This window comes from Geodermatophilus ruber (genome assembly GCF_900114385.1).
In the GTDB taxonomy this organism is placed as follows: domain Bacteria; phylum Actinomycetota; class Actinomycetes; order Mycobacteriales; family Geodermatophilaceae; genus Geodermatophilus; species Geodermatophilus ruber.
In genome coordinates this window covers 50,850-72,863 of sequence record NZ_FOSW01000015.1, presented here as the reverse complement: position 1 = coordinate 72,863, position 22,014 = coordinate 50,850, and the positions used below count along the sequence as shown (strand labels likewise).

Here is a 22,014-nt window from a genome sequence, read left to right as displayed (position 1 = left end):
GGCCGAGGTGGTCCGTCCACAGGCTCCGGATGGATGGACGCGCTGGTGGAACGGGGATTCCGGGAGCTTCCGCGGAGCACCGCGGAGAGCGCCGTCCCCGCTCTACGCACAGCGACACGCCGTCGCATCCCCACGGATTCCACAGGATCGTCCACACACTGTGGGGAGAGCGGCCCCGTCCCGCTCCGCCCCGCGGCGCCGGGGAGCCCTCCGCCCCCCGGGTAGCGTTCCCGGCCACGGCGTCCAGCGCGGACGCCGAGAGGCTCGGAGAAGGAGGAGCACCGTGGCGGACAGCTACAACGGCTACTGCGTGAAGTGCAAGGAGAAGCGCGACTTCGACGGCGAGGTCAAGGTCAGCGAGTCCGGCCGCCGCATGGCGCAGGGCACCTGCCCCGTGTGCGGCACCAAGATGAACCGGATCCTCGGCAAGGCCTGAGCTCCTCCGGCCCCGTGACGGCGGCGTCCCGCACCGCGGGCGCCGCCGTCGTCATGTCCGGGGCCTGTGGACGACGGCAGCGGGCTCGGCCGTCGGGCTGCGACCCTGCCCCGGTGAACGAGACCGCCCATCCCCTGCTCCCGCCGACCGTTCCCCTGCTCCACCTGGCCGGGCCCGGTGCCGTCGCTGCGGTCCAGGTGGGCGGGGTCGACTCCGCCGACGGCCTGCTGGTGAGCCCGGACCCCGGCGCGCTGATCACCCTGCTGCGCGGTCTGGACGGGCGCCGGGCGCAGCGTGCCGTGGTCGCCGACGCGGTCCGCGCCGGGCACGATCCGGCCGCGGTGACCGCCCTGCTCGACGGCCTGCGCGCGACCGGGCTGCTGGTCGACCTCGACCCGGCCGACCTGCTCGCCTCCGACGCCGGGCCGGCTGCGCTCGCGCGCACGTCCGCCGAACTGCCCGCCGCCGGGGATGGCCGGTGGAGCGTCCGGCGGGCGGCGACGGTGGTGGTGGACGGGGCGACCCGGGTGGGGGTGCCGCTGGCGGCGATGCTGGCGGCCAGCGGCGTGGGCCGGGTGCACGTGCGCGACACCGGCCTCGCCTCAGCCGGAGACGCCGTCGTCGGCGGGCTCACTGCGGCCGACGAGGGCCGCGCCCGCGCGCTGGCCGCTGCCGATGCCGTCCGCCGGGTCAGCCCGCTGACCGACCTGCGGCCACCGCCCGCCGGGTCCGCCGGCGACCTCGTCGTCCTCGCCGGGCCGTGGTCGGCCTCCGACCCGCTGGTGGGCGGCCTGCAGCAGGCCGGAGTGGCGCACCTGGTGGCGACCGTCCGCGGGGAGACCGGCGTGGTGGGACCGCTGGTGGTCCCGGGCGCGACCAGCTGCCTGCGCTGCGCGGACCTGCACCGGCGCGACCGCGACCCCCGCTGGCCGGCCCTGGCCGCCCAGCTCACCACGGGCCGGACGGCAGCCGCGGGCGCCACCCTCACCTGCCTGCTGACGGCGGTGGCGGCGGCCGTGCAGGTGCTGGCCTACCTCGACGGCACCGGCGCTCCCGCGGCCCTGGGGACGACGCTCGAGCTACGCCCGCCCGAGCTGACCCCGCGCACCCGCCGCTGGCCGCCGCACCCCGAGTGCGGCTGCGTGCCCGGCCCTGCCGTCCCCCTCCGGGGGGCCTGATCGCCCCTGCGACGGCGCTGCGTCACCCGCTCGGGGGACAATGGCGGCAGAGTGCGCCCGCGGGTTCCACCGCGGGCCCAGAGCCAGACTGCGACCGGCGGCCGTCGAGCCCCGGCGAGGAGGACCCGTGAGCGAGCGCGCGAGCTCACCGATGGGCACGGCAGCGCCCCGACCGCGGCCCGACGAGCGCCGGCGAGGAGGTGGCGCGTGAGCGAGCTGGGACGTGCGATCCCGCGGGGGTCGGTCTCCCGGACCGCTCGGCTGGCGTCGCTGCCGCTGGGGGCCGCCGGCCGCGCGACGCTGGGCATCGGCAAGCGCCTGTCCGGCCGGCCCGCCGACGCGGTGCAGGCGGAGCTGCAACAGCGCACCGCCGAGCAGCTGTTCGCCGTCCTGGGGCAGCTCAAGGGCGGGGCGATGAAGCTGGGGCAGACGCTGTCGGTGTTCGAGGCCGCCGTCCCCGAGGAGGTCGCCGCCCCCTACCGCGAGGCGCTGGTGAAGCTGCAGGAGGAGGCCCCGCCGATGGCGGCGCGCACCGTGCACGCGGTGCTCTCCCAGCAGCTGGGCGGCCGGTGGCGGGAGCGGTTCCGGCACTTCGACGACGCTCCGGCCGCCGCGGCCAGCATCGGGCAGGTGCACCGGGCCACCTGGCGCGACGGCCGCGACGTCGCCGTGAAGATCCAGTACCCCGGTGCGGCCACCGCCCTGATGGCCGACCTCAACCAGCTCTCCCGGTTCGCCCGGCTCTTCGCCGCGCTGTTCCCGGGCATGGACGTCAAGCCACTCATCGCCGAGCTCAAGGCGCGGGTGGTCGAGGAGCTCGACTACGGCCTGGAGGCCGATGCGCAGCGCGCGTTCGCAGCCGCCTACGCGGACGATCCGCAGATCGTCGTCCCCCGCGTGGTGGCCAGCGCGCCGAAGGTGATCGTCTCGGAGTGGCTGGAGGGCACGCCGCTGTCGAAGATCATCGCGACGGGCACCGCGGAACAGCGGAACCGCGCCGGTCACCTCATGGCCGTGCTGCACTTCTCCGGCCCGCAGCGGGCCGGCCTGCTGCACGCCGACCCGCACCCGGGCAACTTCCGGCTGCTGGCCGACGGCCGGCTGGGGGTCATCGACTTCGGGGCCACGGCCCGGCTGCCCGACGGCCATCCCGAGCCGATCGGCCGGCTCGTGCGCTGGGCGCTGGAGGGCCGCGCGGCTGACGTCCTGGCCGACCTGCGGGCCGAGGGGTTCGTCCGCCCCGGCGTGGAGGTCGACGCCCCGGCCGTGCTGGACTACCTGCGCCCGCTGCTCGAGCCGGTGGCGAGCTCGCACTTCCACTTCACCCGCGCCTGGATGCAGAAGCAGGCCACGCGCATCGCCGATCCGCGCAGCGAGGCCAGCCGGCTGGGCCGGCAGCTCAACCTGCCGCCGTCGTACCTGCTGATCCACCGGGTGACGATCGGCTCGATCGGCGTGCTCTGCCAGCTCGACGCCGCCGGCGACTACCGGAGCGTCATCGAGGAGTGGCTGCCCGGCTTCGTCGCCTGAGCGGTCCGGTCAGGGGTCGAGGCGGGCTTCGAGGTCCCGGACCGAACGCCGGGCGCACTCCGCGCACAGTGCGGTGACCCGGTCCGGTCGCGGCCGCCCGCCGTCCTGCGCCCCGGTGGCGCGCGGCGGCACGCTCAGCGACCAGCCGGAGGCGGCGTCGGCCGCCGTGCCGGTCCGCCCGCACAGGGCGCAGCGCAGTTCGTCGGTCCCCACGTCCCCAGCCTGCCCCCGGCGGACGGGCGGGACCACGGGAGGGCCGGGTCCGGACGCACCGGGAGCGTCCGGACCCGGCCCGGGGGCGCGCCGTCAGCGGACGGCGGCGCTGGCCCGCGCGGCACGCCGCGTCGCGTACTCGGCGCGACGCGCCCAGCGGCGGGCGGCGCGCAGCCGGCGGGCGCGCGCGTCGGCGTCTGCCTCGGCGCGCAGCTCGCGCAGCCGGCTGACGGCCAGGTCGTACTCGATGGAGTGCACGTCGGTTCCTCGCGTCTCTCGGAGCGGCCCGTCCCGCGGCGGGCCGGTGGGATGTGTCGTCGTCGGATGGGTGTCGGTCGGGCCGGTCATGCGGCGACCACTTTCCGGGGGCGTCCCCGGGGGCGCTTGCGGGCGATCACCACGCCGCGCTCGAAGATCTCGCCGCCCCAGACGCCCCAGGGCTCGCCGCGGTCCAGCGCGCCGGCGAGGCAGGCGTCCCGCACCGGGCAGTCCGCGCAGAGCGTCTTGGCCTGCTCGAGCTGCGCCGGGCTCTCGGCGAACCACAGGTCCGGGTCGTTCCGGCACGGCAGGGGACGCCGCACCGGCGCCGGGGCCGCCGGGGCCGCGGGCCGTCGGGGCAGGGAGCCGCCGGTCCGGGGGAGCCCGGGTCGGCGGTGGGACGTCGGGCGGTCGATCGTCTGCTGCACTGCCGCTCCTCCTCGTACTCGTCGTCTACGGCCGGCGGGGGCCCGCCGACCGGAAGTCGGGGCCGGGCGCCGCAACGAAAGAGGCCGCGGATCCCGGGGTTCGGGTTCCGCGGCCTCGAGGAGGACCTGGTGAGCGCTAGCTCAGCGGTCTCCCCGGGGAGTGGATCCCGAGGGTGGTGCCGTGGTTCGGGGTGATGCGCTTCAGGGCGCCGCCGCGCCGCGAGGCAGCGGGCACAGCGGTGCCGCCGACCCGGCCGCCGGTGAACGCGATGGCGGACACCCCGGCGGGCGCGGCGACGAGGGCGCGGAGGCGCTGCGCGACGGTCTGCTCAGCGGCGCAGGCGACCGGACGCGCGGGGAGGCGCCCCGGGCCGGAGACCCCGGCGGGGGCGAACATCGGCAGGGTGCTGATCATCGGTCCCCTCCTTCCGGGGTGGATCGCGGCCGTATGGCCGGTCTCAGGGCTGGTGCGGCTCGGGACGGTGCCCCGAGCGCGATCTTGACAGTAGGGGGGCCGGCAGGACCGGTCAACGGATTAAATTTCCGTGTCCCCCGGGCGTGCAGTCACCGGGCCGCCGTCACCGGCGGCGACCGGTCAGGAACCGACCGTCGCCAGGACGCCCTCGCCGTAGAGCTCCAGTTTCCGGGAGCCGATGCCGGGCAGCGCCGCCAGCTCGCGCAGCGACGCCGGCCTGGACTCCGCGATGGCCTGCAGCGTCGCGTCGGTGAAGACGACGTACGCGGGCACCGACGCGGACGCGGCCGTCTCGCTGCGCCACACGCGCAGCCGCTCGAACAGCTCCCCCGCCTCGCCCTCGAGCACGACCTTGGCCCGCTTGGCTTTGCGCGGCGCCGGCGCCGCCGAGGGCGTGGACTCCGGCACCAGCCCGGTGAGGAACCGGCTGCGCGGCCGCGTCCGGCGGCCGCCGGGGTTGCGGGCGAGGGACCAGGACAGCGTCAGCTGCTCCCGCGCGCGGGTGACGGCGACGTAGAGCAGCCGCCGCTCCTCCTCCACCGCCTCCGGCCTCGACAGCGACTGGGCGATGGGGACGACGCCGTCGACGAGGCCGACGACGAAGACGGCGTCCCACTCCAGGCCCTTGGCCGCGTGCATGGAGGCAAGGGTGACGCCCTGCACGGTCGGGGCGTGCTGGGCGTCGGCCCGGGCGGCGAGGTGGGCGACGAAGCCGGCGAGGTCCAGCGTCGGGGTCTCGGCGACCAGGTCGACGGCGAGGTCGACCAGCGCGGCGAGGGACTGCCAGCGGTCGCGCGCGGCCCCGCCGGGTGGCGGGCGGTGCTCGGCCCAGCCGGTGGAGGCCAGCACGTCGCGCACGGTGGGCACCAGCGCGCCGGGCTCGGACCCGCCGGCCGCGGCTCCCCGCAGCAGCAGGACGGCCTCGCGCACCTCGGGGCGCTCGAAGAAGCGCTCCCCGCCCTTGAGCACGTACGGGACCCCGGCTGCGGAGAGCGCGTTCTCGTAGACCTCGGACTGGGCGTTGATCCGGAACAGCACGGCGATCTCGGCGGCCGGCGTGCCGGCCTCGATGAGCGCCCGGCACGCCTGGGCGACGGCGGCGGCCTCGGCGGGCTCGTCGGGGTGCTCGAAGAACCGCGGCGCCGGGCCCTCGGGGCGCTGACCGAGCAGCCGCAGGCCCGGCAGGCCCTTCCGGGGCGGGGCCTGGCCGATCAGCTTGTTGGCCAGCGCGACCACCTGCGGCGTCGACCGGTAGTCCCGCTCGAGCTTGACCACCTCGGCGTCGGGATAGCGGTCGGCGAACCCGAGCAGGTAGTCGGGGTCGGCGCCGGTGAAGGAGTAGATGGTCTGGTTGGGGTCGCCGACGACGCACACGTCGGCCCGGCCGCCGAGCCAGGCGTCCAGCAGCCGCTGCTGCAGCGGGTTGACGTCCTGGTACTCGTCGACGACGAAGTGCCGGTACTGCGCCCGCACCTGGCGGGCGACGTCCGGGTGCTCCTCGAGCGCGAAGGCGGTGACCAGCAGCAGGTCCTCGAAGTCGAGCGCGCCGTCGCGCTGCTTGGCCGACTCGTAGCCGGCGTACACCTGCGCGACGACGGCGGGCTCGAACGGCGGCTCCCGGCCGGCCGCCTGCGCGCGGGCCGGGTAGTCGTCCGGCGTCGCCAGCGTCGTCTTGGCCCACTCGATCTCGCTGGCCAGGTCGCGCAGGCTGGTGCGGTCGGTGGACAGCCGGGACCTGGACGCCGCGGACGCCACGACGCGCAGCTTGTTCTCGATCAGCCCCGGCATCGGACCGCCGAGCACGCGCGGGGCGAAGTAACGCAGCTGCCGCATCGCCGCGGCGTGGAAGGTGCGGGCCTGGACCCCGCCGACGCCGAGGCCGGCGAGGCGGGCGCGCAGCTCGCCGGCGGCCCGGGCGGTGAAGGTCACCGCGAGGACCTGCTCGGGCACGAAGACACCGGTGTGCACGCCGTAGGCGATCCGGTGGGTGATCGTGCGCGTCTTGCCCGTGCCCGCACCGGCCAGGATGCACACCGGGCCGGACACCGCCTGGGCGGCGGCGCGCTGTTCGTCGTCGAGCTGGGCGAGCACCGCCTCGGCTCCGGCGCCCTCCTCCCGCTCGAGGTCCGGCGCCCCGGCGATCTGCGACATCCGGCCCCCCGTCTTCTCTCGTCGGCCGGTCCCATCCTCCCAGCCGCCGCCGACAAGGCGGGGAAGGATCCCCAGGCCTGCGGTGTTGGCTCCTTCCGGTGGCCGGGCATCCCGTGCCGAAACCCGATCGACCAGGGAGGATCCCCTCGATGACTGCTGTGACCGCTGCCGTGACCATGTACACCACGACGTGGTGCGGCTACTGCGTGCGGCTGAAGAAGCTGATGCAGCGCGAGGGCATCGCCTACACCGAGGTCGACATCGAGAACGACGCCGGCGCCGCCGAGGTCGTGATGCAGGCCAACGGGGGCAACCGCACCGTGCCCACGCTCGTCTTCGCCGACGGCACCGCGCTGACCAACCCGAGCATCGACGAGGTCAAGGCCCAGCTGGCGGAGCATCCCGGGGTGTGACGGCGAGTGTCTCCCTCAGGACGGTGCGCAACGGGGCATGATCAGCTCCCGACGGGTCGCGATCGCGCCCTGTCGAGATCCGGGCCACGTCGGGCCCGTCTCCCGAGGTGCCACCCGCGCGAGGAGGACACGTGAGCTCGAGCGTCGAGCACGCCGCCGCTGCGGCCGCCTACCCGGGCGACGCCTCTCCGCGGGACGAGGCCGCGGTGATGCTGGTCCGCACCGGCCGGGGATGGTCGGTGCTCTCCCCCGGCCGCGCCGAGGACGTCGGCGACCTCGTCGAGGGCCTGTCCCTGGCCGACCTGGTGGCCGAGGAGCTCGGGTCGCACGTCGAGCCGGACCGCACCGCCCGCCGGGCGGCCCGGGGCGCGGCCGGGGAGGCCGATCCCGAGGCCGACCCGCGCGAGGTGCGCCTGGCCGCGCTGGAACGCACCGTGTCCCAGCTCGAGCACGCCCTGGCCGCCCGGGTCGCCACCGAGCGGGCCATCGGCGTGCTGGCCGAGCGCCACGGCACGACGCCGCGCTGCGCCTTCGAGCTGCTCCGCGCCGAGGCCCGCTCGCAGGGCCGGCCGGTCCAGGAGCTGGCCCGCGAGGCGCTCGCCGGGTTGGAGACCCGCCCGGAGCTACCCGAGTTCACCGCGTCCGAGGCGCTGCCCGCCTCCCGCCCCCCGACGCCCCGCGCGCCGGTCGGCGGCGACCGCCGGACCCGCGCCCGCCGGGCCGCCGCGGAGCACCGGCGCTGACCTCTCCGCAGCCGCTCACCCCGGACGCCCTCGGCGACCGGCTGGCCGCCCTGGTGGCCGATCTTGCCCCCGAGCCCGGTGCGGCCGCGCTGCGCGTGGCCGTGGACGGGCCCGACGTCGCCGCGCCCGTCGCCCTGGCCGAGGCGCTGGCCACCCGGCTGCCGCCGCTCGGCAGGTCCGCGGTCGTGGTGCCGGCCGCCGGCTTTCTCCGCCCCGCCTCGCTGCGCCTGGAGCACGGGCGCACCGATCCCGACGCCCGGTACACCGACTGGCTCGACGCCGGGGCGCTGGCCCGCGAGGTGCTCGATCCGCTCGGGCCGGGCGGATCGGGTGAGTTCCTGCCCGTCCTGTGGGACGTCGCCCGGGACCGGGCCGCCCGCGCGCCACGCCGGCCGATGCCGCCCGGTGGTGTGCTGCTGGTGCCGGGCGCGCTGCTGCAGGGGCTCGGGCTGGCCTTCGACGTCGTCGTCCACCTGCGGGTGACCCCGGCCGCCCGCCGTCGCCGCACCCCGCCCGAGCTGGCGTGGGAGCTGCCCGCGTTCGACCGCTACGACGCCGAGGTCGACCCCGCCGCCCTCGCCGACGCCGTCGTCCTGGCCGACGCCCCCGAGCGGCCGGCGCTGGTGCTGCGGGGCCGGTTCAGCTGAGCTCGCCGGCCACCCAGCGGTCGATGATGTGGCGGGCGATCGAGACCGCCGGGGGCAGCGCCTTCGGCCCCTCCCCGGAGCGCAGCTCGTCCCGGGTGAACCAGCGGGCCTCCTCGATCTCGGTCGGGTCCAGCCGCAGGGTCGGGTCGCCCTCCACCCGGGCGGTGAACCCGAGCATCAGCGACTGCGGGAACGGCCAGGGCTGGCTGCCCACGTAGCGGACGTCGGTGACCCGGACGCCGACCTCCTCGGCGACCTCCCGGACGACCGCGCCCTCGGCGGACTCCCCCGGCTCGACGAACCCGGCGAGGATGGAGAAGCGCCCGGGTGGCCAGACCGCCTGCCGGCCGAGGATGCAGCGGTCGGCGCCGTCGTGGACGAGCATGATCACCGCGGGGTCGGTGCGGGGGAACAGCTCGGCGCCGGTCTGCGGGTCCCGCCGCACCCAGCCGGCCCGCTCGACGGTCGTCTCCGCGCCCGACAGGGGGCTGAAGCGGTGCCGCTCGTGCCACTCGAGGATGCCGATCGCCTGTGCGAGCAGGCCGGCGTCGAGGTCGTCGAGGTCGGCACCCAGCTCCCGCAGCCCGGCCCAGGCGTCCACCGGCCGGTCGGCGACCGTGAGCCGCCGGGCGCCGCGGACCACGGCGTAGGGAACGCCGTCGGCCTCACCGAGGAAGACCGCCCCGGCCGGCAGCTCCGGCCGCTCCTCCCACAGCAGCCGGGGGCCACCCTCGCCCTCCAGCACCGGCACCTCGCGCCGGTCGTCCACGGTCAGCACCCGCACCGGGCGACCACCGGTCGGATCGTCGAGCGCGCGGGCCAGGTGGCTGCGGTCGTGGGCCGAGCGGGACAGCACCGGCTGCGGGCCCGCCGGCGACGGCGTGCTCTCCGGCCAGGCGAGCGCGGCCCGCTCCTCGGCCGAGGGGTTGTCGGCCGAGGTGCTGCCCCCGGTCGGGACGCTCATCGCTGCTCCTCGGCGACCGGGGCCGCGGTGACCTCGACGGGACCGAGCGCCCCCAGGCCGTCGGTGACCCGTTCGGCGTCGCCCACGACGACGGCGGTCAGCCCGGCCGGCTGCAGGTAGCGGCGGGCCGCGGCCTGCACCTCCTCCACCGTGACGGCTTCGAGCGCGCGCTGGTGCTCGGCGAGCCAGCCGGGCGGCAGCCCGGCGCCCACGAGCGCCGACAGCGTGCTGGCCAGCCCGGCGTGGGTCGCGGTGGCCAGCGCCATGCTCCCGAGGACGTAGCGCCGGGCGCCGTCCAGTTCCTCCTCGGTGACCGGGGTGAGCGCCATGCGGGCCAGCTCGTACCAGGCCTCCAGCAGCGCCGGGCCGGTGACCTCGGTGGCGACGTCAGCCTCCACCAGGAACGAGGACGCGGCGGCCAGGTGGTCGACCGAGCTGCGCGGGCTGTAGCTGTACCCGCGCCGCTCCCGGATGTTCTCCACCAGCCGGGAGGAGAAGTAGCCGCCGTAGACCATGTTGGCCAGCCGCACGGCGGCCAGGTCGGGATCGGTGCGCGTGGGCGCCGGCCCGGCGAGCCGGAGGTTGGACTGCACCGCGCCGGGCCGGTCGACGACCTCGAGGGGGCCGGGCGGCAGCAGGGGCGCCGGCGGGGCGGTGACCGCGGTCCCCTCCCCCGTCCAGCCGGCCAGCGCCGTGCCGACCGCGTCGGCGGCGGCGGCCGGGTCCAGGTCACCGACGAGCACCAGGGTGCTGCCGGCGGGCAGCACCCGCTCGCGGTGCAGCTTGCGCAGCGCGCTGCTGCGCACGGCGCCGACGAGCTCCGGGGACGGCAACTGCTCGGCGTAGGGGTGGTTGCCGAACCGCCGCGCGGCCAGCGCGGTGCGGGCGATGACGGCGGGCTGCGACCGGGCGATCGCGATCCGCTCGGCGACCCGGGCGCGCTCGGCGGCCACCGGGTCGCTGGGATAGGCGGCGCTGGTGAGCACCTCGGCGAGGACGCCGAGCACCGGCGCGAGCCCCTCGGCCAGCAGCGTCGTGGAGAACAGCAGCCGGTCGGGGTCCGCCGACACCGACAGCTCCCCGCCGTGGGCCTGCAGCAGCTGGGCGATCTCGGTCGCGTCGTGCGCGGCGGTGCCGAGCAGGACGGCGCCGGAGAGGACCGTCGTCCGGGCGCTGTGCTGGGCGGCGGTACGGGCGCTGCGGGCGGCGAAGGGCACCCGCAGCCGCAGCTCCACCAGGGGGACGCCGGGGCGCGGCACGACGACCAGCCGCAGCCCGCTGGGCAGGGTCGACTCGGTGACCGCCAGCTCGGGCTGCGGTCGGGGCTCGCCCAGCGGCGGGACCAGATGCTGCACGGTCGCTGTCACCGTCGTCCTCCCGTGGCACGCAGTTCCAGGATCGCGGCGGTGCCCGGGTCCAGCCCGCGCGCCGCCGTCTGCACCTGCTCGGGGGTCACCCGGGCCAGTCGGGCGGCCAGCTCCCCGGCCAGCTCCGCGCGGCCGTGGATGAGCTCGGCGTTGGCGAAGGAGAGGGTGCGGCCGAGGACCGAGTCGGCCTGGCGGAGCAGCTGCGCCTCGGCGCGGGCCTGCACCCGGGCGAGCTCGTCGGGGCCCACGCCCTCGCGGGCGACCCGGCCGATCTCCTCGTTCACCGCGGTGATCACCTGCTCGGGGGCGACCGCGGCCGGGTGGTGCACCTGGGTGGTCAGCAGCGTCGCGTCGCGGACGTCGAAGGGGTCGCCGAACAGGCCGACGTAGCTGCTCTGCGCGACGGCCAGCCGGTCGTCGTGGACCAGCCGGCGCTCGAGCCGGGAGGCGTCCCCCTCGCTGAGCAGCTCGGCCAGCAGCACGGTGCCGAGGTAGGTGTCCAGGTCGCCGACCGGGTCGGGCACCCGCCAGCCGATCGCGACCGCCGGGGCCGGGGCCAGCGGGTCCTCCACCACGCCCCGCCGGACGCTGGTGGGCGAGGGCTCGCCGGTGTGCGGAGTCGGCGGGACCTCGCGGGCCTCGATGGGGCCGAACCAGCGGCGGACCAGCCGCTCGGTCTCCTCGACGTCGAGGTCACCGCCCAGGGCGAGGACGGCGTTGCCCGGCGCGTAGTAGCGGTGGAAGAAGTCGGTGGCGTCCTCGACCGTCGAGGACTCCAGGTCGACGAAGGACCCGTAGCCGTCGTGGGTGTTGGCGAAGCTCTCGAACGCGATCCGCGGCAGCTGCAGCCACGGGAAGGCCCCGTAGGGGCGGTTGAGCACGTTGACCCGGATCTCCTCCTTCACCACGTCGATCTGGTTGCGGAGGTTCTCCTCGGTGATGGCCGGCGCCGCCATGCGGTCGGCCTCCAGGAACAGGGCGCGCTCGAGCGCCTCGGCGGGCAGCGCCTGGTAGTAGTTCGTGTAGTCCTGGTGGGTCGAGCCGTTGAAGGTGCCGCCGGCGGCCTGCACCAGGCGGGCGTGCTCCATCTTGGGCACGTTGGCCGAGCCCTGGAACATGAGGTGCTCGAACAGGTGGGCGAAACCGGTGCGGCCCTGCGGCTCGTTGCGCATCCCTACGTCGTAGGAGACGGTCACGGCGACCACCGGCACGCTCCGGTCGGGCGCGAGCACCACCCGCAGGCCGTTCTCGAGTCGGAAGCGCTCCACGGGATGCCGGAGGGTGAGGTCGGCCCCAGCTGCAGTCACGTCCCGACACTAACCGCTGTGGTCACAGCACCTCGACCGCACCGATCACCCGGTCGATGACCCCGTACAGCTCCGCGTGGGTGTTGGGGATGGAGAGGTAGAGCAGCGCCGGCGCGGACCGGCCGACGTCGACCAGCAGCAGCGCGGCCCGCTCGCCCGTGGCGTCGTAGCCCTCGACGTCCCAGGACAGCTGGAACTCGAAGAGGTGCGCCGGGGTCCCGTCGACCGTGAGCCCCTCGTCGCGGAGCACCTGGCGCTCGTTGGGCGACGGGTAGTAGTTGGCGCGCACGCTGTCGGCGACCGCACCGAGCGTGCTCTGCAGGCCGGACGGGCCGGGGTAGGCGAACTCCGGCGCGAGCGGCCCGGAGGTGCACTGGGCGATGAACGTCCCACCGTCGGGGGTGAGGTCCTGCGTGGTGAAGAACTGCCCGGCGACCGCCGTCGTCTCCAGCACGACGCCGAGGTCGTACTCGTACCAGCCGTCGCCGAGGAACGGGTAGGCGATGCCGGCGGCCTCGTCGACGATCCGCACCGTGCCCGGCGGGAACGTCGGGGCGGTGATCGCCGGCCCCTCGGGGGCGGCCACCTCCTGGTCCTCCCCGCCGCCGGAGGGCCGGCCGACGAGCAGGCCGATCACCACGACGAGCACCAGGCCGAGCACCGAGAGCCCGACCGCCCAGGCGGTGCGCCGTCCCGAGGACCGCGGGGCCGGGGTGGGCTGCGGCGGCCCGGCGGGGGGCGCGGGGAGGTGCACCGGCGCGGCCTGCACCGCGACCCCCGGACCGGCCGGGGTGGTCACGTCCGACCAGCTGATCCCGTTCCACCAGCGGACCATGCCCGGCGTGCCGTCCGGGTCGGGGTACCAGCCCGCCGGCGCGCTCGATTGCCCAGCTCCCGTCACGCGGCCACCCTAGGGCGGCGGCGTCACCGGGCCGGGAACGGCACGGCCGCCAGTTCGCGCCACAGGTGCGCCGCCGCCTCGGCCCCGCGGTACAGCATCGGCAGCAGCACCCGCTCGTTCGGGGAGTGGATCCGGTCGGTGGGCAGGCCGGCGCCGAGGAAGACCAGCGGCGCGCCGAGGACGTCGACCAGGTCCGCCTCGGGGCCGCTGCCTCCCTCGCGGGTGAACAGCACGTCGGCCGGGTCGGTGTCGAAGGCCTGCCCGATGGCGGCCAGCAGGGCGGCCATCGCCGGGGAGTCCAGGTCGCTGGCGCACGGGGAGACGCCGCCGGCCGGCACGTGCACGTGGGCCTCGATGCCCTCGGGGGTGTGGGCTGCGACCCAGGCGCGGACCTGCTCGGCGAGATCGGCCGGGCGCTGGTCGGCCACGAGCCGGAAGGTGACCTTGGCGTGCGCTTCCGCCGGGATGATCGTCTTGTGGCCGGGGCCGGTGTAACCGCCCCACACGCCGTTGACCTCGGCCGTCGGCCGGGCACCGATCCGCTCCAGCGTGCTGAACCCGGCCTCGCCGGTGGCGGCCCGGGAGGCGGCCGGCCCGGCCAGCCAGGCGGCCTCGTCGAACGGCACCCGGGCCATGAGCGCGCGCTCGCGGTCGCTCAGCGGCCGCACCCGGTCGTAGAAGCCGGGCAGGGTGACCCGGCCCTGCTCGTCGTGCAGGGCCGCCAGCAGCGTGGCCATGGCGTGCAGCGGGTTGGGGACGCCGCCGCCGAAGGAGCCCGAGTGCAGGTCCACGGCGGGTCCGCGCAGGGTGATCTCGGCGTCGGCCAGCCCGCGCATGGCGACGACCGCGCTGGGCACGTCGGGGCCGGCCATGCCGGTGTCGCTGACCACCACGACGTCGCAGGCCAGCCGGTCGGCCCGCGCGCGGAGCAGGTCGGCGAAGTGCGGGGAGCCGGACTCCTCCTCGCCCTCGATCAGCAGCTTGACGGTGACCGCCGGGGTGTCCCGGCCGGTGGCGGCGAGGTGCGCGCGCATGCCCAGCAGGTGCATGGCGACGTTGCCCTTGTCGTCGATGGCGCCGCGGGCGTGCAGCTCCGGCCCGTCGGGACCGTCGATGACGGCGGGCTCGAACGGTGGGTGCTCCCACAGCTCCACCGGGTCGACCGGCTGGACGTCGTGGTGCCCGTAGACCAGCGCCACGGGGGCGTCGGGGTCGGCCGAGCGCCACTCGGCGAACACGGCGGGCGCGCCGGGGGTCGGCCAGATCTCGACGGTCGGGAAGCCGGTGCGGCGCAGCGCGTCGGCCAGCCACTCGGCGCTGGCGGCCACGCTGGGCGCGTGCGCCGGGTCCGCGGAGATCGACGGGATCCGCAACCAGGCGTCGAGGTCTGCGTGCAGGTCCTCGAGGTGGGCGGTGACGAACGCGCGCTCCGGGCTGCTCACGGCTGCCGACGGTAGCGGCGCGCGCGGAGGGGTGCCGCGCGGCTACCGTCGCGGTCATGCGCGGTGAGCTGCTGCAGGTGGACGTCGGCGACCTCACCTTCGACGTCCGGGCCGCCGGGCCTGCCGACGGCCGCCCGGTGCTCCTGCTGCACGGTTTCCCCGAGACCTCGGCGTCCTGGGCGGCGGTCACCCCGCAGCTGACCGAGGCGGGGCTGCGCACCTACGCCGCCGACCAGCTCGGTTACTCCCCCGGCGCCCGGCCGGCCGAGGTCGGGGCGTACGCGCTGCCCGCCCTGGCGCAGGTGACGGCGGACCTGCTGACCGCGCTGGAGCTCCCGCGGGTCGACGTCGTCGGCCACGACTGGGGGGCGAACGTGGCGTGGGCCCTGGGCGCGTGGCACGCCGACCGGGTGCGCTCGCTGACCGCGGTCTCGGTCCCGCACCCGACGGCGTTCACCGCGGCGTGGCGCTCGGACCCCGAGCAGCAGGAGCGCTCGGCCTACATCCGGCTGTTCTGGCAGGCGGGCAAGGCCGAGGAGGTGCTGCTGGCCGACGACGCGCGCCGGCTGCGGCGGATGTTCGGCGACGCGGTCCCGGCCGAGGCGGTCGACGAGTACGTGGCCGTGCTCTCGGCCCCGGGCGCGCTGACCGCCGCGTTGAACTGGTACCGGGCGATGAGCTCGAGCACGTCGGTGGACCCGGTGGCGGTGCCGACGGCCTACGTGTGGAGCGACGGCGATGTCGCGGTCGGGCGCACCGCCGCGGAGGCGTGCGCGCAGTTCGTCACCGGCGACTACCGGTTCGTGGAACTCCCCGGGGTCTCGCACTGGATCCCCGAGCAGGCCCCCGAGGCACTGGCCGTCGCGATCCTGGACCGCGTCGCGTCGACGTGACCACCGCCGGGGGCGTGCGGTTGCACATCCCCACGGCGGAGGACGCCGGGGTCAGCTCCTGGAGCCGATCCCGCGCTTCCCGGGTCGGGCAGGACCCGACCGGTCCGAGGAACTCCCCGGAGCGAGCGAGGGCTGCTGCGCTACGGGGCCGTGCCGGTGACCAGGGCGAGCAGCCCGGCCTCGTCCAGCAGGTCCACCGGGCGGACCGTCTCCTTGGCGGCGACGTGGTGGAAGCCGGCGCTGACCCGCTCGACCGGCACGCCGGTCAGCCGCGCCCAGCCCAGCCGGTAGGCGGCCAGCTGGACCGCCGCGGCCGACAGCTCCCCGCCGGACGGCGGCGGGCCGGTCTTCCAGTCGATGACCTCGTAGCCGCCGTCGCCGTCGGCGAAGACCGCGTCGATCCGGCCGCGCAGGGTCAGCGGCCCCAGCGGCGTCTCGAACGGGACCTCCACCTCCAGCGGCTGCCGGTCGGCCCACTCGCTGGCCAGGAAGGCCTCCTGCAGCTCGGCGAGCGCGCCGTCGGGAGCGGCGAACTCGTCCCCGGAGCCGGGCAGCTCGTCGAGGTCGACCAGGCGGGCGGCGCCGAAGCGCTCCTCCAGCCAGGTGTGGAAGGCGGTGCCGCGGCGGGCCTGCGGCGCCGGCGCGGCCGGCATGGGGCGCCGCAGCCGGCGGGCCAGCTCGGCGGGGTCGCGGCGCAGGGTCACCAGGGCCGACACCGACAGGTGCGAGGGCAGCGGGACGTCCACGGTCGGGGCGGCCGCCACCGCGCGTTCGCGCAGCAGCAGGTCGGCGTCCCGGACCCACTGCTCGACCAGCGGGTCCGGCGCGCCGAGGGTGCGCTCGGGGTCCAGCGGGTGCGGCGCGGCCCCCACGACGAGCTCCGCGGCGGCCGCCAGTGCCCGGCGCCGCCCGGGCGAGAGGGGGTCGGCCGGCCACACGCCCACCGGCCACTCGGCCAGCGCCGGGTTCTCCGCGCCCTCCTCCGGCGCCGGCGCCCAGTGCACGACCGTGCCGGCGCCGGCCTCACAGGCCTCCCGGACGGCGTGCAGCAGGGACGACGGGCCGCACGGCTTCACCCCGTCGCGCCACCAGCTGCCCGAGCAGACGAGCAGGTGGCGGGCCCGGGTGACGGCGACGTAGCCGAGCCGGATCTCCTCGCCGGTGCCGAACTCCTTCCAGTCCTCGACGTACTGCTCCAGCGCCTCCCGGACGACCGCCTGGTCGCCGGAGCCGGGTACGGGCAGCCGCAGCCGGGGCAGCTCCTCGCGGTCGACGGTGCGCAGGTCCACCGGAACCGCGCCCGGGTCCTTGATCCAGGAGTCGCTGGCGCCCGGCCGGGCCGGGAACTGGTCGACGGTCATGCCGGGCACGGCGACGACGTCCCACTCCAGGCCCTTGGCCGAGTGCCCGGTCAGCAGCTGCACCGCCTCGGGGTTGACCGCCACCTCCCCTGGTTCCAGCCCGCGCTCGCGCTCCTCGGCGTCGCGCAGGTAGCCGAGGAACGCCGGGAGGGAGGGCAGTTCGGCCAGCTCGGTGAACTCGGCGGCGACGGAGTGCAGCGCGTCGAGGTGCGCCCGCGCCCCGGCCGGGCTGACCCCCGGTGCGCTGGCCAGCTCGGTCTCCAGGCCCAGAGTGCGGGCGACGTCGTCGACCAGGTCGGGCAGCGACTCGCCGATCCGGGTGCGCAGCGCGGCGAGCTCGGCGCCCAGGCGCCGCAGCCGGCGGTGGCCCACGGGCGAGAAGGCGCCGGGGTCGCCGAGGTCGTCGAGCGCCTCGACGATGCTGCCCCGCTCGGTGGATGGCTCGGTGGCGCCGTCGGCGTCCGGCTCGGGACGGCGGGAGTGGACGAGCGCGCGGGCGCGGGCCTCCAGCGCGGCGAGGTCGCGCGGCCCGATCCGCCAGCGGGCGCCGGTCAGCAGCCGGCCCAGCGCGTCCCCGGCGGTGGGGTCGACGAGCACGGTCAGGGTGGCCACGACGTCGGACACCTCGGGCACCTCGAGCAGGCCGCCGAGGCCGACCACCTCCACCGGCAGCCCCCGCTCCCGGAGCGCCGCGGCGATGCCGGGCAGCTGCTTGCGGGTGCGGGCCAGCACGGCAACCGTGGGCGGGCGGCCGTCCGGGCGGCGGGCGACGACCGGGTCGGCGCCGTGCCAGCAGGCGGCCAGCCGGTCGGCCAGGGCCGCCGTCTCCTCGGCGACGGTCTCGTAGAGCCCCGCGGTGACCGCGCCCCGGCCGGCGATGGGCGCCGGTGCGAGGTCCGGCAGCGGCACGTCGGGCGGGGGCAGCATGCCCGAGACGGCGTTGGCGACGGCGAGCACCGCCTCGTCGTTGCGCCAGCTGGTGGCCAGCGTGAGCCGCTGCGCCGGCCGGCCGCGCACGCCCGGGAACGTCCGGGCGAAGCGCTCGATGGTGCCGGCCGAGGCGCCCCGCCACCCGTAGATCGACTGGCGCGGGTCGCCGACGGCGAGCACCGGGTGTCCGGTCTCCCGGCCGAAGAGCGCCTCGAGCATGCGCAGCTGGCCGACGCTGGTGTCCTGGTACTCGTCGAGCAGCACCACCCGCCAGCGGGCCCGCTCGCGGCGGCCGACCTCCGCGGAGGTGACGGCGATCCGCGCGGCATGGGCGACCTGGTCGGCGTAGTCGATCGAGCCCATGGCCCGCTTGCGCGCCTCGAACGCCTCCACCAGGGGCAGCAGCGCCACCCGCGCGCGCTGCCGGGCCAGCATGTCGAGGACGTCCTTGTACGGACCCTTCTTCCTCGGGGCGTCCGGGTAGCCGGCGACCTGCGCCTCCAGCCGGGCGGTCCACGTCCGCAGCGCCGGCCCGGTGACGTCGTGCTCCCCCATCTCAGCGGCGAGGGCCAGCACGTCCTCGACCGTGGTGAGCAGCGACAGCGGGACGTCGTCCATGTCGCCGGTGTAGGCGGCCACCACGGTGGCCGCCTGCCCCCAGCACATGGCCGGGCCGAGCACGCCGGCCCCGGGCTCCACCCCGATCCGCAGGCCGTGCTCGGCGACGAGGGAGGCGGCGTACCCGTGGTAGGTCGAGACGGTGGGCTGGGCGATCTCCAGCCGGTCCCGCAGCTCCTGCTCGGTGTCGGGGTGCCGGGCCAGGGCGCCGAGCCGCAGCTGGATGCGCTCGTTGAGCTCGCTGGCCGCCTTGCGGGTGAAGGTGAGCCCGAGGATCGCCTCGGGCTCGACCACCCGGTTGGCGACCAGCCAGGAGACCCGGGCGGCCATCGTCTCGGTCTTGCCCGACCCGGCGCCGGCGACGACGACGAGGGGGCGGTCGGCCGGTGCGGCCACGACCCGGGCCTGCTCCTCCGACGGCGCGTAGGACAGCCCGCAACGCGCGGCGACCTCCGCCGGGCTCAGCAGCCGCCGGGGTTCCGGCGCCGACGCGGGCGCGGCGCCGAACAGGTCCTCGAGGGAGAGCTGCTCGTCGCTCACTGGGTGACCTGCCGGCCGCGCTCGTGCAACGGGCAGCTGCGGCGGGCCGGGCAGCGCTGGCAGTGCGTGCCGGTGCGCGCCTCGAAGGCGCTCGCGCCCATCCCCTCGCCGACCGCGGCGATCAGCTCGCCGGCCGGGGTCTGCTCCACCGGGACGTCGACCGGCAGCGGCTCCTGGTGCTGCTCCTTGGCCCTGGCACCGGTGCCGACCTGCAGCAGCGCCGCCCCGCCCGGAACGATCCCGTGCGCCGCGAAGGCGCCCGCGGCGACGGCGACCTGGTAGGCGGCCAGCTGCCCGTGCTCCTCGACGTTCCGCGCCGCGCTCTTGCCGGTCTTGAGGTCGACGACGACCAGCCGGCCCTCGGCGTCCCGCTCCAGCCGGTCGACCTGGCCGCGGAGGCGGGCCCGGCCGACCACGACGTCGAAGTCCTCCTCGGCGGCGACCAGCTCGCGCCGGTTGGCCGCGTGCCAGCCGAGGAACCGGTCGAGCATCTGCTGGGCCGTGGCCCGCTGCCGCTGGTCGGACCAGCCGGGCCCGAGGTCCAGCTGGTCCAGCTCGGCGGCCAGCGCGTCCGGCGCCTCGGCCGGCGGCAGGCCCTCGGCGACCCGCTGGGCGACCGCGTGCACCGCCGAGCCGACCGTCCGGGTGGCGTCCGGCGATGCCTCGGCCCCGACGGCGCCGAGCACCCACCGCAGCGGGCAGCGCTGGAAGGTCTCGATCGCCGAGGGCCGCACCCGGACCGTGGCCTCCGCGGGCACCAGCGGGGCGTCGTCGGACAGCGGGGGCAGGCCCCACCAGCGCGCGGGAGACGCGCCCGGGACGCCCTCCTCGGCCAGTCGGCGCAGCACCGCCGCGGCCGCCGAGCGGCGAGCGGCGGGGGTGTGCGGGTCGGTGACCGCCCGGCGCAGGTCGGCCACGAGCGCGGGGAGGGTGAGGGAACGGGGCAGCTCGGTGAGCGGGCGTCCCTCCGCGGGCGGCGGGGAGACCAGGTCGAGGAACCGGGAGGCGGTCGCCCCGGCCTCAGCGCCGTCGAGGGCGCCCTGTACCGCGGTGACCACCAGCCGGCGGCGGGCCCGGGTGCAGGCCACGTAGAACAGCCGGCGCTCCTCGGCGAGCATCAGGGTGCGCCGGTCCACCGCGGTGCCGTCGATGCCCGCCGCGCGCTCCACGAGGTCCTCGGTGCCGAGCAGGGAGCCGCGCTCCCGCAGGTCCGGCCAGACCCCCTCCTGCACCCCCGCCACGCAGACGAGGTCCCACTCCAGGCCCTTGGACGCGTGCGCGGTGAGCAGCCGGACGGTCTCGTCGTTGGCGGCCCGGGCCGCCCCGATGTCGCCGGGCAGCTCCTGGGCGGAGAGGTGGTCGAGGAATGCGCGGACGTCGGCCGAGGGCAACCGGTCGACGAACCCGGCGGCCGCGTCGAACAGCGCCACGACGGCGTCGAGGTCCCGGTCGGCGACGGCCCCGGCGGCCCCGCCGGCGGCGCTGGCCCGCGCCCACCGGCCGGCCAGGCCGCTGCGCTGCCACATCGCCCACAGCACGTCCTCGGCCGTGCCGTCCTGCGCGAGGGCGAGCCGACCGGCGGCGAGGACGGCGGCGACCCGGCGGGCCGGGCGGGCCACGTGCTCGGGCAGCGAGTCCAGCAGCGGCTCGTCGGCGATCGCGGTGGCCAGCGGCGCGCCGCGCTCCGCGGCATCGACCCCCTGCTTGGCCAGCGCGACGCGGACCGCACGCCGCAGCCGGCGCAGGTCCAGCACGGTCGCCCCGCCGAGCGGGGAGGCCAGCAGCGCCTCGGCCGCCGGCTCGTCCAGGCCCGCGGGGCTGCCGTCCGAGCCGGGCAGCAGCGCGTCGAGCGCGCTGAGGATCGGCGCGACCGCCGGCTGGGCGGCCAGCGGCAGGTCGTCGGCGGAGACCGCCACCGGAACGCCGGCCGAGATCAGCGCGCGGCGCAGCGGCCCCAGCGCCAGCGCCGTCCGGACGACCACGGCCATCTGCGACCACGGGACGCCGTCGAGCAGGTGGGCGCGGCGCAGGACGTCGGCCAGGTAGGCGGCCTCGATCGCGGCGGACCCGAAGACGTGCACCTCGGCCGCGCCGTCGTCGGCGCCCTCGACCGGCTGCAGCCGCCGGTGCTCCCACGGCCCGGGCAGCCCGTCGGCGACCCGGCGGCTGATCCGCAGCAGCTCGGCGCCCGAGCGGCGGCACACCCCCAGCGAGACGCGGCCGGCCGGCCGGCCCGCGGCGTGCCGGAACCGCGCGGGGAACTCCACGATGCCGCGCGGCTCGGCGCCGCGGAAGGCGTAGATGGCCTGGTCGGGGTCGCCGACGGCGACGAGGTTCCCGCCCCGCCCGGCCAGCAGGTCGAGCAGTTCCACCTGGGCGGGGTCGGTGTCCTGGTACTCGTCGACGAACAGCCAGCGGGCCCGTTCGCGCTCCTGACGCAGCAGTTCCGGGTCCGCGGCCAGCTCGGCGATCGCCTCGCGGACCAGCTCCGCGGGGTCGTAACCCGACGCGTCCCCGCGGCCGGCGGTGGCGAAGGCGGTGACCGCCTCGTACTGCTGCTGGAAGGCGGCCGCGTGCACCCACACCTCGTGGCCGAGCTCGCGACCCCACGCGACCAGCTGCGCGGCGTCGACGCCGCGCTCGGTGGCGCGCAGCAGCAGCTCGCGCAGCTCCGTGCGGAAGCCGGCCGTGGCCAGCGCCGGGCCCAGCGCCTCCGGCCACCGGACCGCGCCGGCCTCCTCGACATCACCGCGCAGCAGCTGGGCCACGACGGCGTCCTGCTCTGCGGCGGTGAGCAACCGCGGCGGGAGCTCGCCGCGCAGGAGCGCGGCACGGCGCAGGACGCCGTAGGCGTAGGAGTGGAAGGTGCGGGCCAGAGGCTCGCGGATGGTGCGCGCCACCCGGCCGGTGATGCGGGTGCGCAGCTCCGCGGCGGCCTTGCGGCTGAAGGTCAGGACGAGGATCTGCTCGGGGTCCACGCCGCGGTCGATGCGGGCGGCGACGGCCTCCACGATCGTCGTGGTCTTGCCGGTGCCGGGGCCGGCCAGCACCAGCAGCGGGCCGGCGGGGTGGTCGACGACCGCCTGCTGCGTGGGGTCCAGCCTCGGGAGGGGGGCGGGGGCCGGATCGGTCTGGACCAACCGGTAGGCCGGTGCGCTCGCGTCCCCCCGCAGTGTCACCTGGCGATGGAAGCACGGGGCCCGGACGGTTCCCGGGCGC

At 76.9% G+C, this 22,014-nt stretch carries 19 protein-coding genes; 7 read left to right on the top strand and 12 right to left on the bottom strand.

Annotated features, from left to right (window positions below; genetic code table 11):
• Nucleotides 1–283: 283 nt before the first annotated feature.
• From BMZ50_RS24395 to BMZ50_RS19940, 3 genes are all read left to right on the top strand, one after another.
• Complete coding sequence (locus BMZ50_RS24395; protein ID WP_176449798.1) at nt 284–436, top strand: DUF5679 domain-containing protein; 153 nt, start codon at nt 284–286, stop codon at nt 434–436.
• A gap of 113 nt (nt 437–549) precedes the next feature.
• Nucleotides 550–1,614 (top strand): ThiF family adenylyltransferase, encoded by a 1,065-nt coding sequence (locus BMZ50_RS19945; protein WP_091328732.1) that lies wholly within the window; start codon nt 550–552, stop codon nt 1,612–1,614.
• 207 nt (nt 1,615–1,821) lie between these two features.
• On the top strand, nt 1,822–3,144 hold the full coding sequence (locus BMZ50_RS19940; protein ID WP_091328731.1) for an ABC1 kinase family protein: 1,323 nt from the start codon (nt 1,822–1,824) through the stop codon (nt 3,142–3,144).
• A 9-nt stretch (nt 3,145–3,153) separates the two neighbouring features.
• Here BMZ50_RS19940 and BMZ50_RS19935 read toward each other — a convergent pair whose 3' ends face one another.
• The 5 genes from BMZ50_RS19935 to BMZ50_RS19920 form a co-directional block, all read right to left on the bottom strand.
• Nucleotides 3,154–3,357: a hypothetical protein gene (locus tag BMZ50_RS19935; protein WP_218146353.1), complete on the bottom strand. Its 204-nt coding sequence runs from the start codon at nt 3,355–3,357 to the stop codon at nt 3,154–3,156.
• Nucleotides 3,358–3,450: 93 nt separating this feature from the next.
• Entirely contained in the window at nt 3,451–3,615 is a 165-nt protein-coding gene (locus BMZ50_RS24390; protein WP_177212901.1) for a hypothetical protein, read from the bottom strand.
• Between the two features lie 86 nt (nt 3,616–3,701).
• Nucleotides 3,702–4,043: a WhiB family transcriptional regulator gene (locus BMZ50_RS19930; protein WP_281245448.1), complete on the bottom strand. Its 342-nt coding sequence runs from the start codon at nt 4,041–4,043 to the stop codon at nt 3,702–3,704.
• A 136-nt stretch (nt 4,044–4,179) separates the two neighbouring features.
• Nucleotides 4,180–4,458, bottom strand: coding sequence for a hypothetical protein (locus BMZ50_RS19925; protein ID WP_091328727.1), 279 nt, complete (start codon nt 4,456–4,458; stop codon nt 4,180–4,182).
• A gap of 180 nt (nt 4,459–4,638) precedes the next feature.
• Nucleotides 4,639–6,669 (bottom strand): ATP-dependent helicase, encoded by a 2,031-nt coding sequence (locus BMZ50_RS19920; RefSeq protein ID WP_091328725.1) that lies wholly within the window; start codon nt 6,667–6,669, stop codon nt 4,639–4,641.
• Nucleotides 6,670–6,818: 149 nt separating this feature from the next.
• Here BMZ50_RS19920 and BMZ50_RS19915 point away from each other — a divergent pair, with 149 nt between their 5' ends.
• From BMZ50_RS19915 to BMZ50_RS19905, 3 genes are all read left to right on the top strand, one after another.
• The gene (locus tag BMZ50_RS19915; RefSeq protein ID WP_091328722.1) at nt 6,819–7,082 is read left to right on the top strand and encodes a mycoredoxin; all 264 of its coding nucleotides are present in this window, start codon (nt 6,819–6,821) and stop codon (nt 7,080–7,082) included.
• A gap of 131 nt (nt 7,083–7,213) precedes the next feature.
• A complete protein-coding gene (locus BMZ50_RS19910) occupies nt 7,214–7,825 on the top strand; it encodes an ANTAR domain-containing protein (protein ID WP_245753760.1) in 612 nt (203 codons plus the stop codon).
• A gap of 53 nt (nt 7,826–7,878) precedes the next feature.
• Nucleotides 7,879–8,472, top strand: coding sequence for a nucleoside/nucleotide kinase family protein (locus BMZ50_RS19905; protein ID WP_245753759.1), 594 nt, complete (start codon nt 7,879–7,881; stop codon nt 8,470–8,472).
• Here BMZ50_RS19905 and nudC read toward each other — a convergent pair.
• Genes nudC through BMZ50_RS19880 form a run of 5 tightly spaced genes read right to left on the bottom strand, consistent with a single transcriptional unit; the run spans nt 8,465 to nt 14,453 of the window.
• Entirely contained in the window at nt 8,465–9,436 is a 972-nt protein-coding gene (nudC, locus tag BMZ50_RS19900; protein WP_091328720.1) for an NAD(+) diphosphatase, read from the bottom strand. The genes BMZ50_RS19905 and nudC overlap by 8 nt on opposite strands.
• The gene (locus BMZ50_RS19895) at nt 9,433–10,803 is read right to left on the bottom strand and encodes a M16 family metallopeptidase (RefSeq protein WP_091328718.1); all 1,371 of its coding nucleotides are present in this window, start codon (nt 10,801–10,803) and stop codon (nt 9,433–9,435) included. Before BMZ50_RS19895 ends, nudC begins: the two co-directional genes overlap by 4 nt.
• Nucleotides 10,800–12,110 (bottom strand): M16 family metallopeptidase, encoded by a 1,311-nt coding sequence (locus BMZ50_RS19890; protein ID WP_091328716.1) that lies wholly within the window; start codon nt 12,108–12,110, stop codon nt 10,800–10,802. Before BMZ50_RS19890 ends, BMZ50_RS19895 begins: the two co-directional genes overlap by 4 nt.
• A gap of 22 nt (nt 12,111–12,132) precedes the next feature.
• Nucleotides 12,133–13,011, bottom strand: a complete 879-nt coding sequence (locus BMZ50_RS19885; RefSeq protein WP_091328715.1) for a DUF2510 domain-containing protein — start codon at nt 13,009–13,011, stop codon at nt 12,133–12,135.
• Nucleotides 13,012–13,034: 23 nt separating this feature from the next.
• Nucleotides 13,035–14,453 (bottom strand): M20/M25/M40 family metallo-hydrolase, encoded by a 1,419-nt coding sequence (locus tag BMZ50_RS19880; protein WP_091328713.1) that lies wholly within the window; start codon nt 14,451–14,453, stop codon nt 13,035–13,037.
• 56 nt (nt 14,454–14,509) lie between these two features.
• On the opposite strand from BMZ50_RS19880, the gene BMZ50_RS19875 reads away from it, so the two are divergent.
• A complete protein-coding gene (locus tag BMZ50_RS19875) occupies nt 14,510–15,346 on the top strand; it encodes an alpha/beta fold hydrolase (protein WP_091328710.1) in 837 nt (278 codons plus the stop codon).
• Nucleotides 15,347–15,486: 140 nt separating this feature from the next.
• Here BMZ50_RS19875 and BMZ50_RS19870 read toward each other — a convergent pair whose 3' ends face one another.
• Together BMZ50_RS19870 and BMZ50_RS19865 are read right to left on the bottom strand one after the other, a co-directional pair.
• Nucleotides 15,487–18,795, bottom strand: coding sequence for an ATP-dependent helicase (locus tag BMZ50_RS19870; protein WP_091328708.1), 3,309 nt, complete (start codon nt 18,793–18,795; stop codon nt 15,487–15,489).
• Nucleotides 18,792–21,974: an ATP-dependent helicase gene (locus tag BMZ50_RS19865; RefSeq protein ID WP_091328706.1), complete on the bottom strand. Its 3,183-nt coding sequence runs from the start codon at nt 21,972–21,974 to the stop codon at nt 18,792–18,794. Before BMZ50_RS19865 ends, BMZ50_RS19870 begins: the two co-directional genes overlap by 4 nt.
• Nucleotides 21,975–22,014: the final 40 nt, after the last annotated feature.

Bases quoted from the DNA above. Each gene is read 5' to 3' on its own strand.
- BMZ50_RS19925 (WP_091328727.1), bottom strand. From the start codon at position 4,458: ATGATCAGCACCCTGCCGATGTTCGCCCCCGCCGGGGTCTCCGGCCCG.
- BMZ50_RS19920 (WP_091328725.1), bottom strand. From the start codon at position 6,669: ATGTCGCAGATCGCCGGGGCGCCGGACCTCGAGCGGGAGGAGGGCGCC.
- BMZ50_RS19915 (WP_091328722.1), top strand. From the start codon at position 6,819: ATGACTGCTGTGACCGCTGCCGTGACCATGTACACCACGACGTGGTGC.
- nudC (WP_091328720.1), bottom strand. From the start codon at position 9,436: ATGAGCGTCCCGACCGGGGGCAGCACCTCGGCCGACAACCCCTCGGCC.
- BMZ50_RS19875 (WP_091328710.1), top strand. From the start codon at position 14,510: ATGCGCGGTGAGCTGCTGCAGGTGGACGTCGGCGACCTCACCTTCGAC.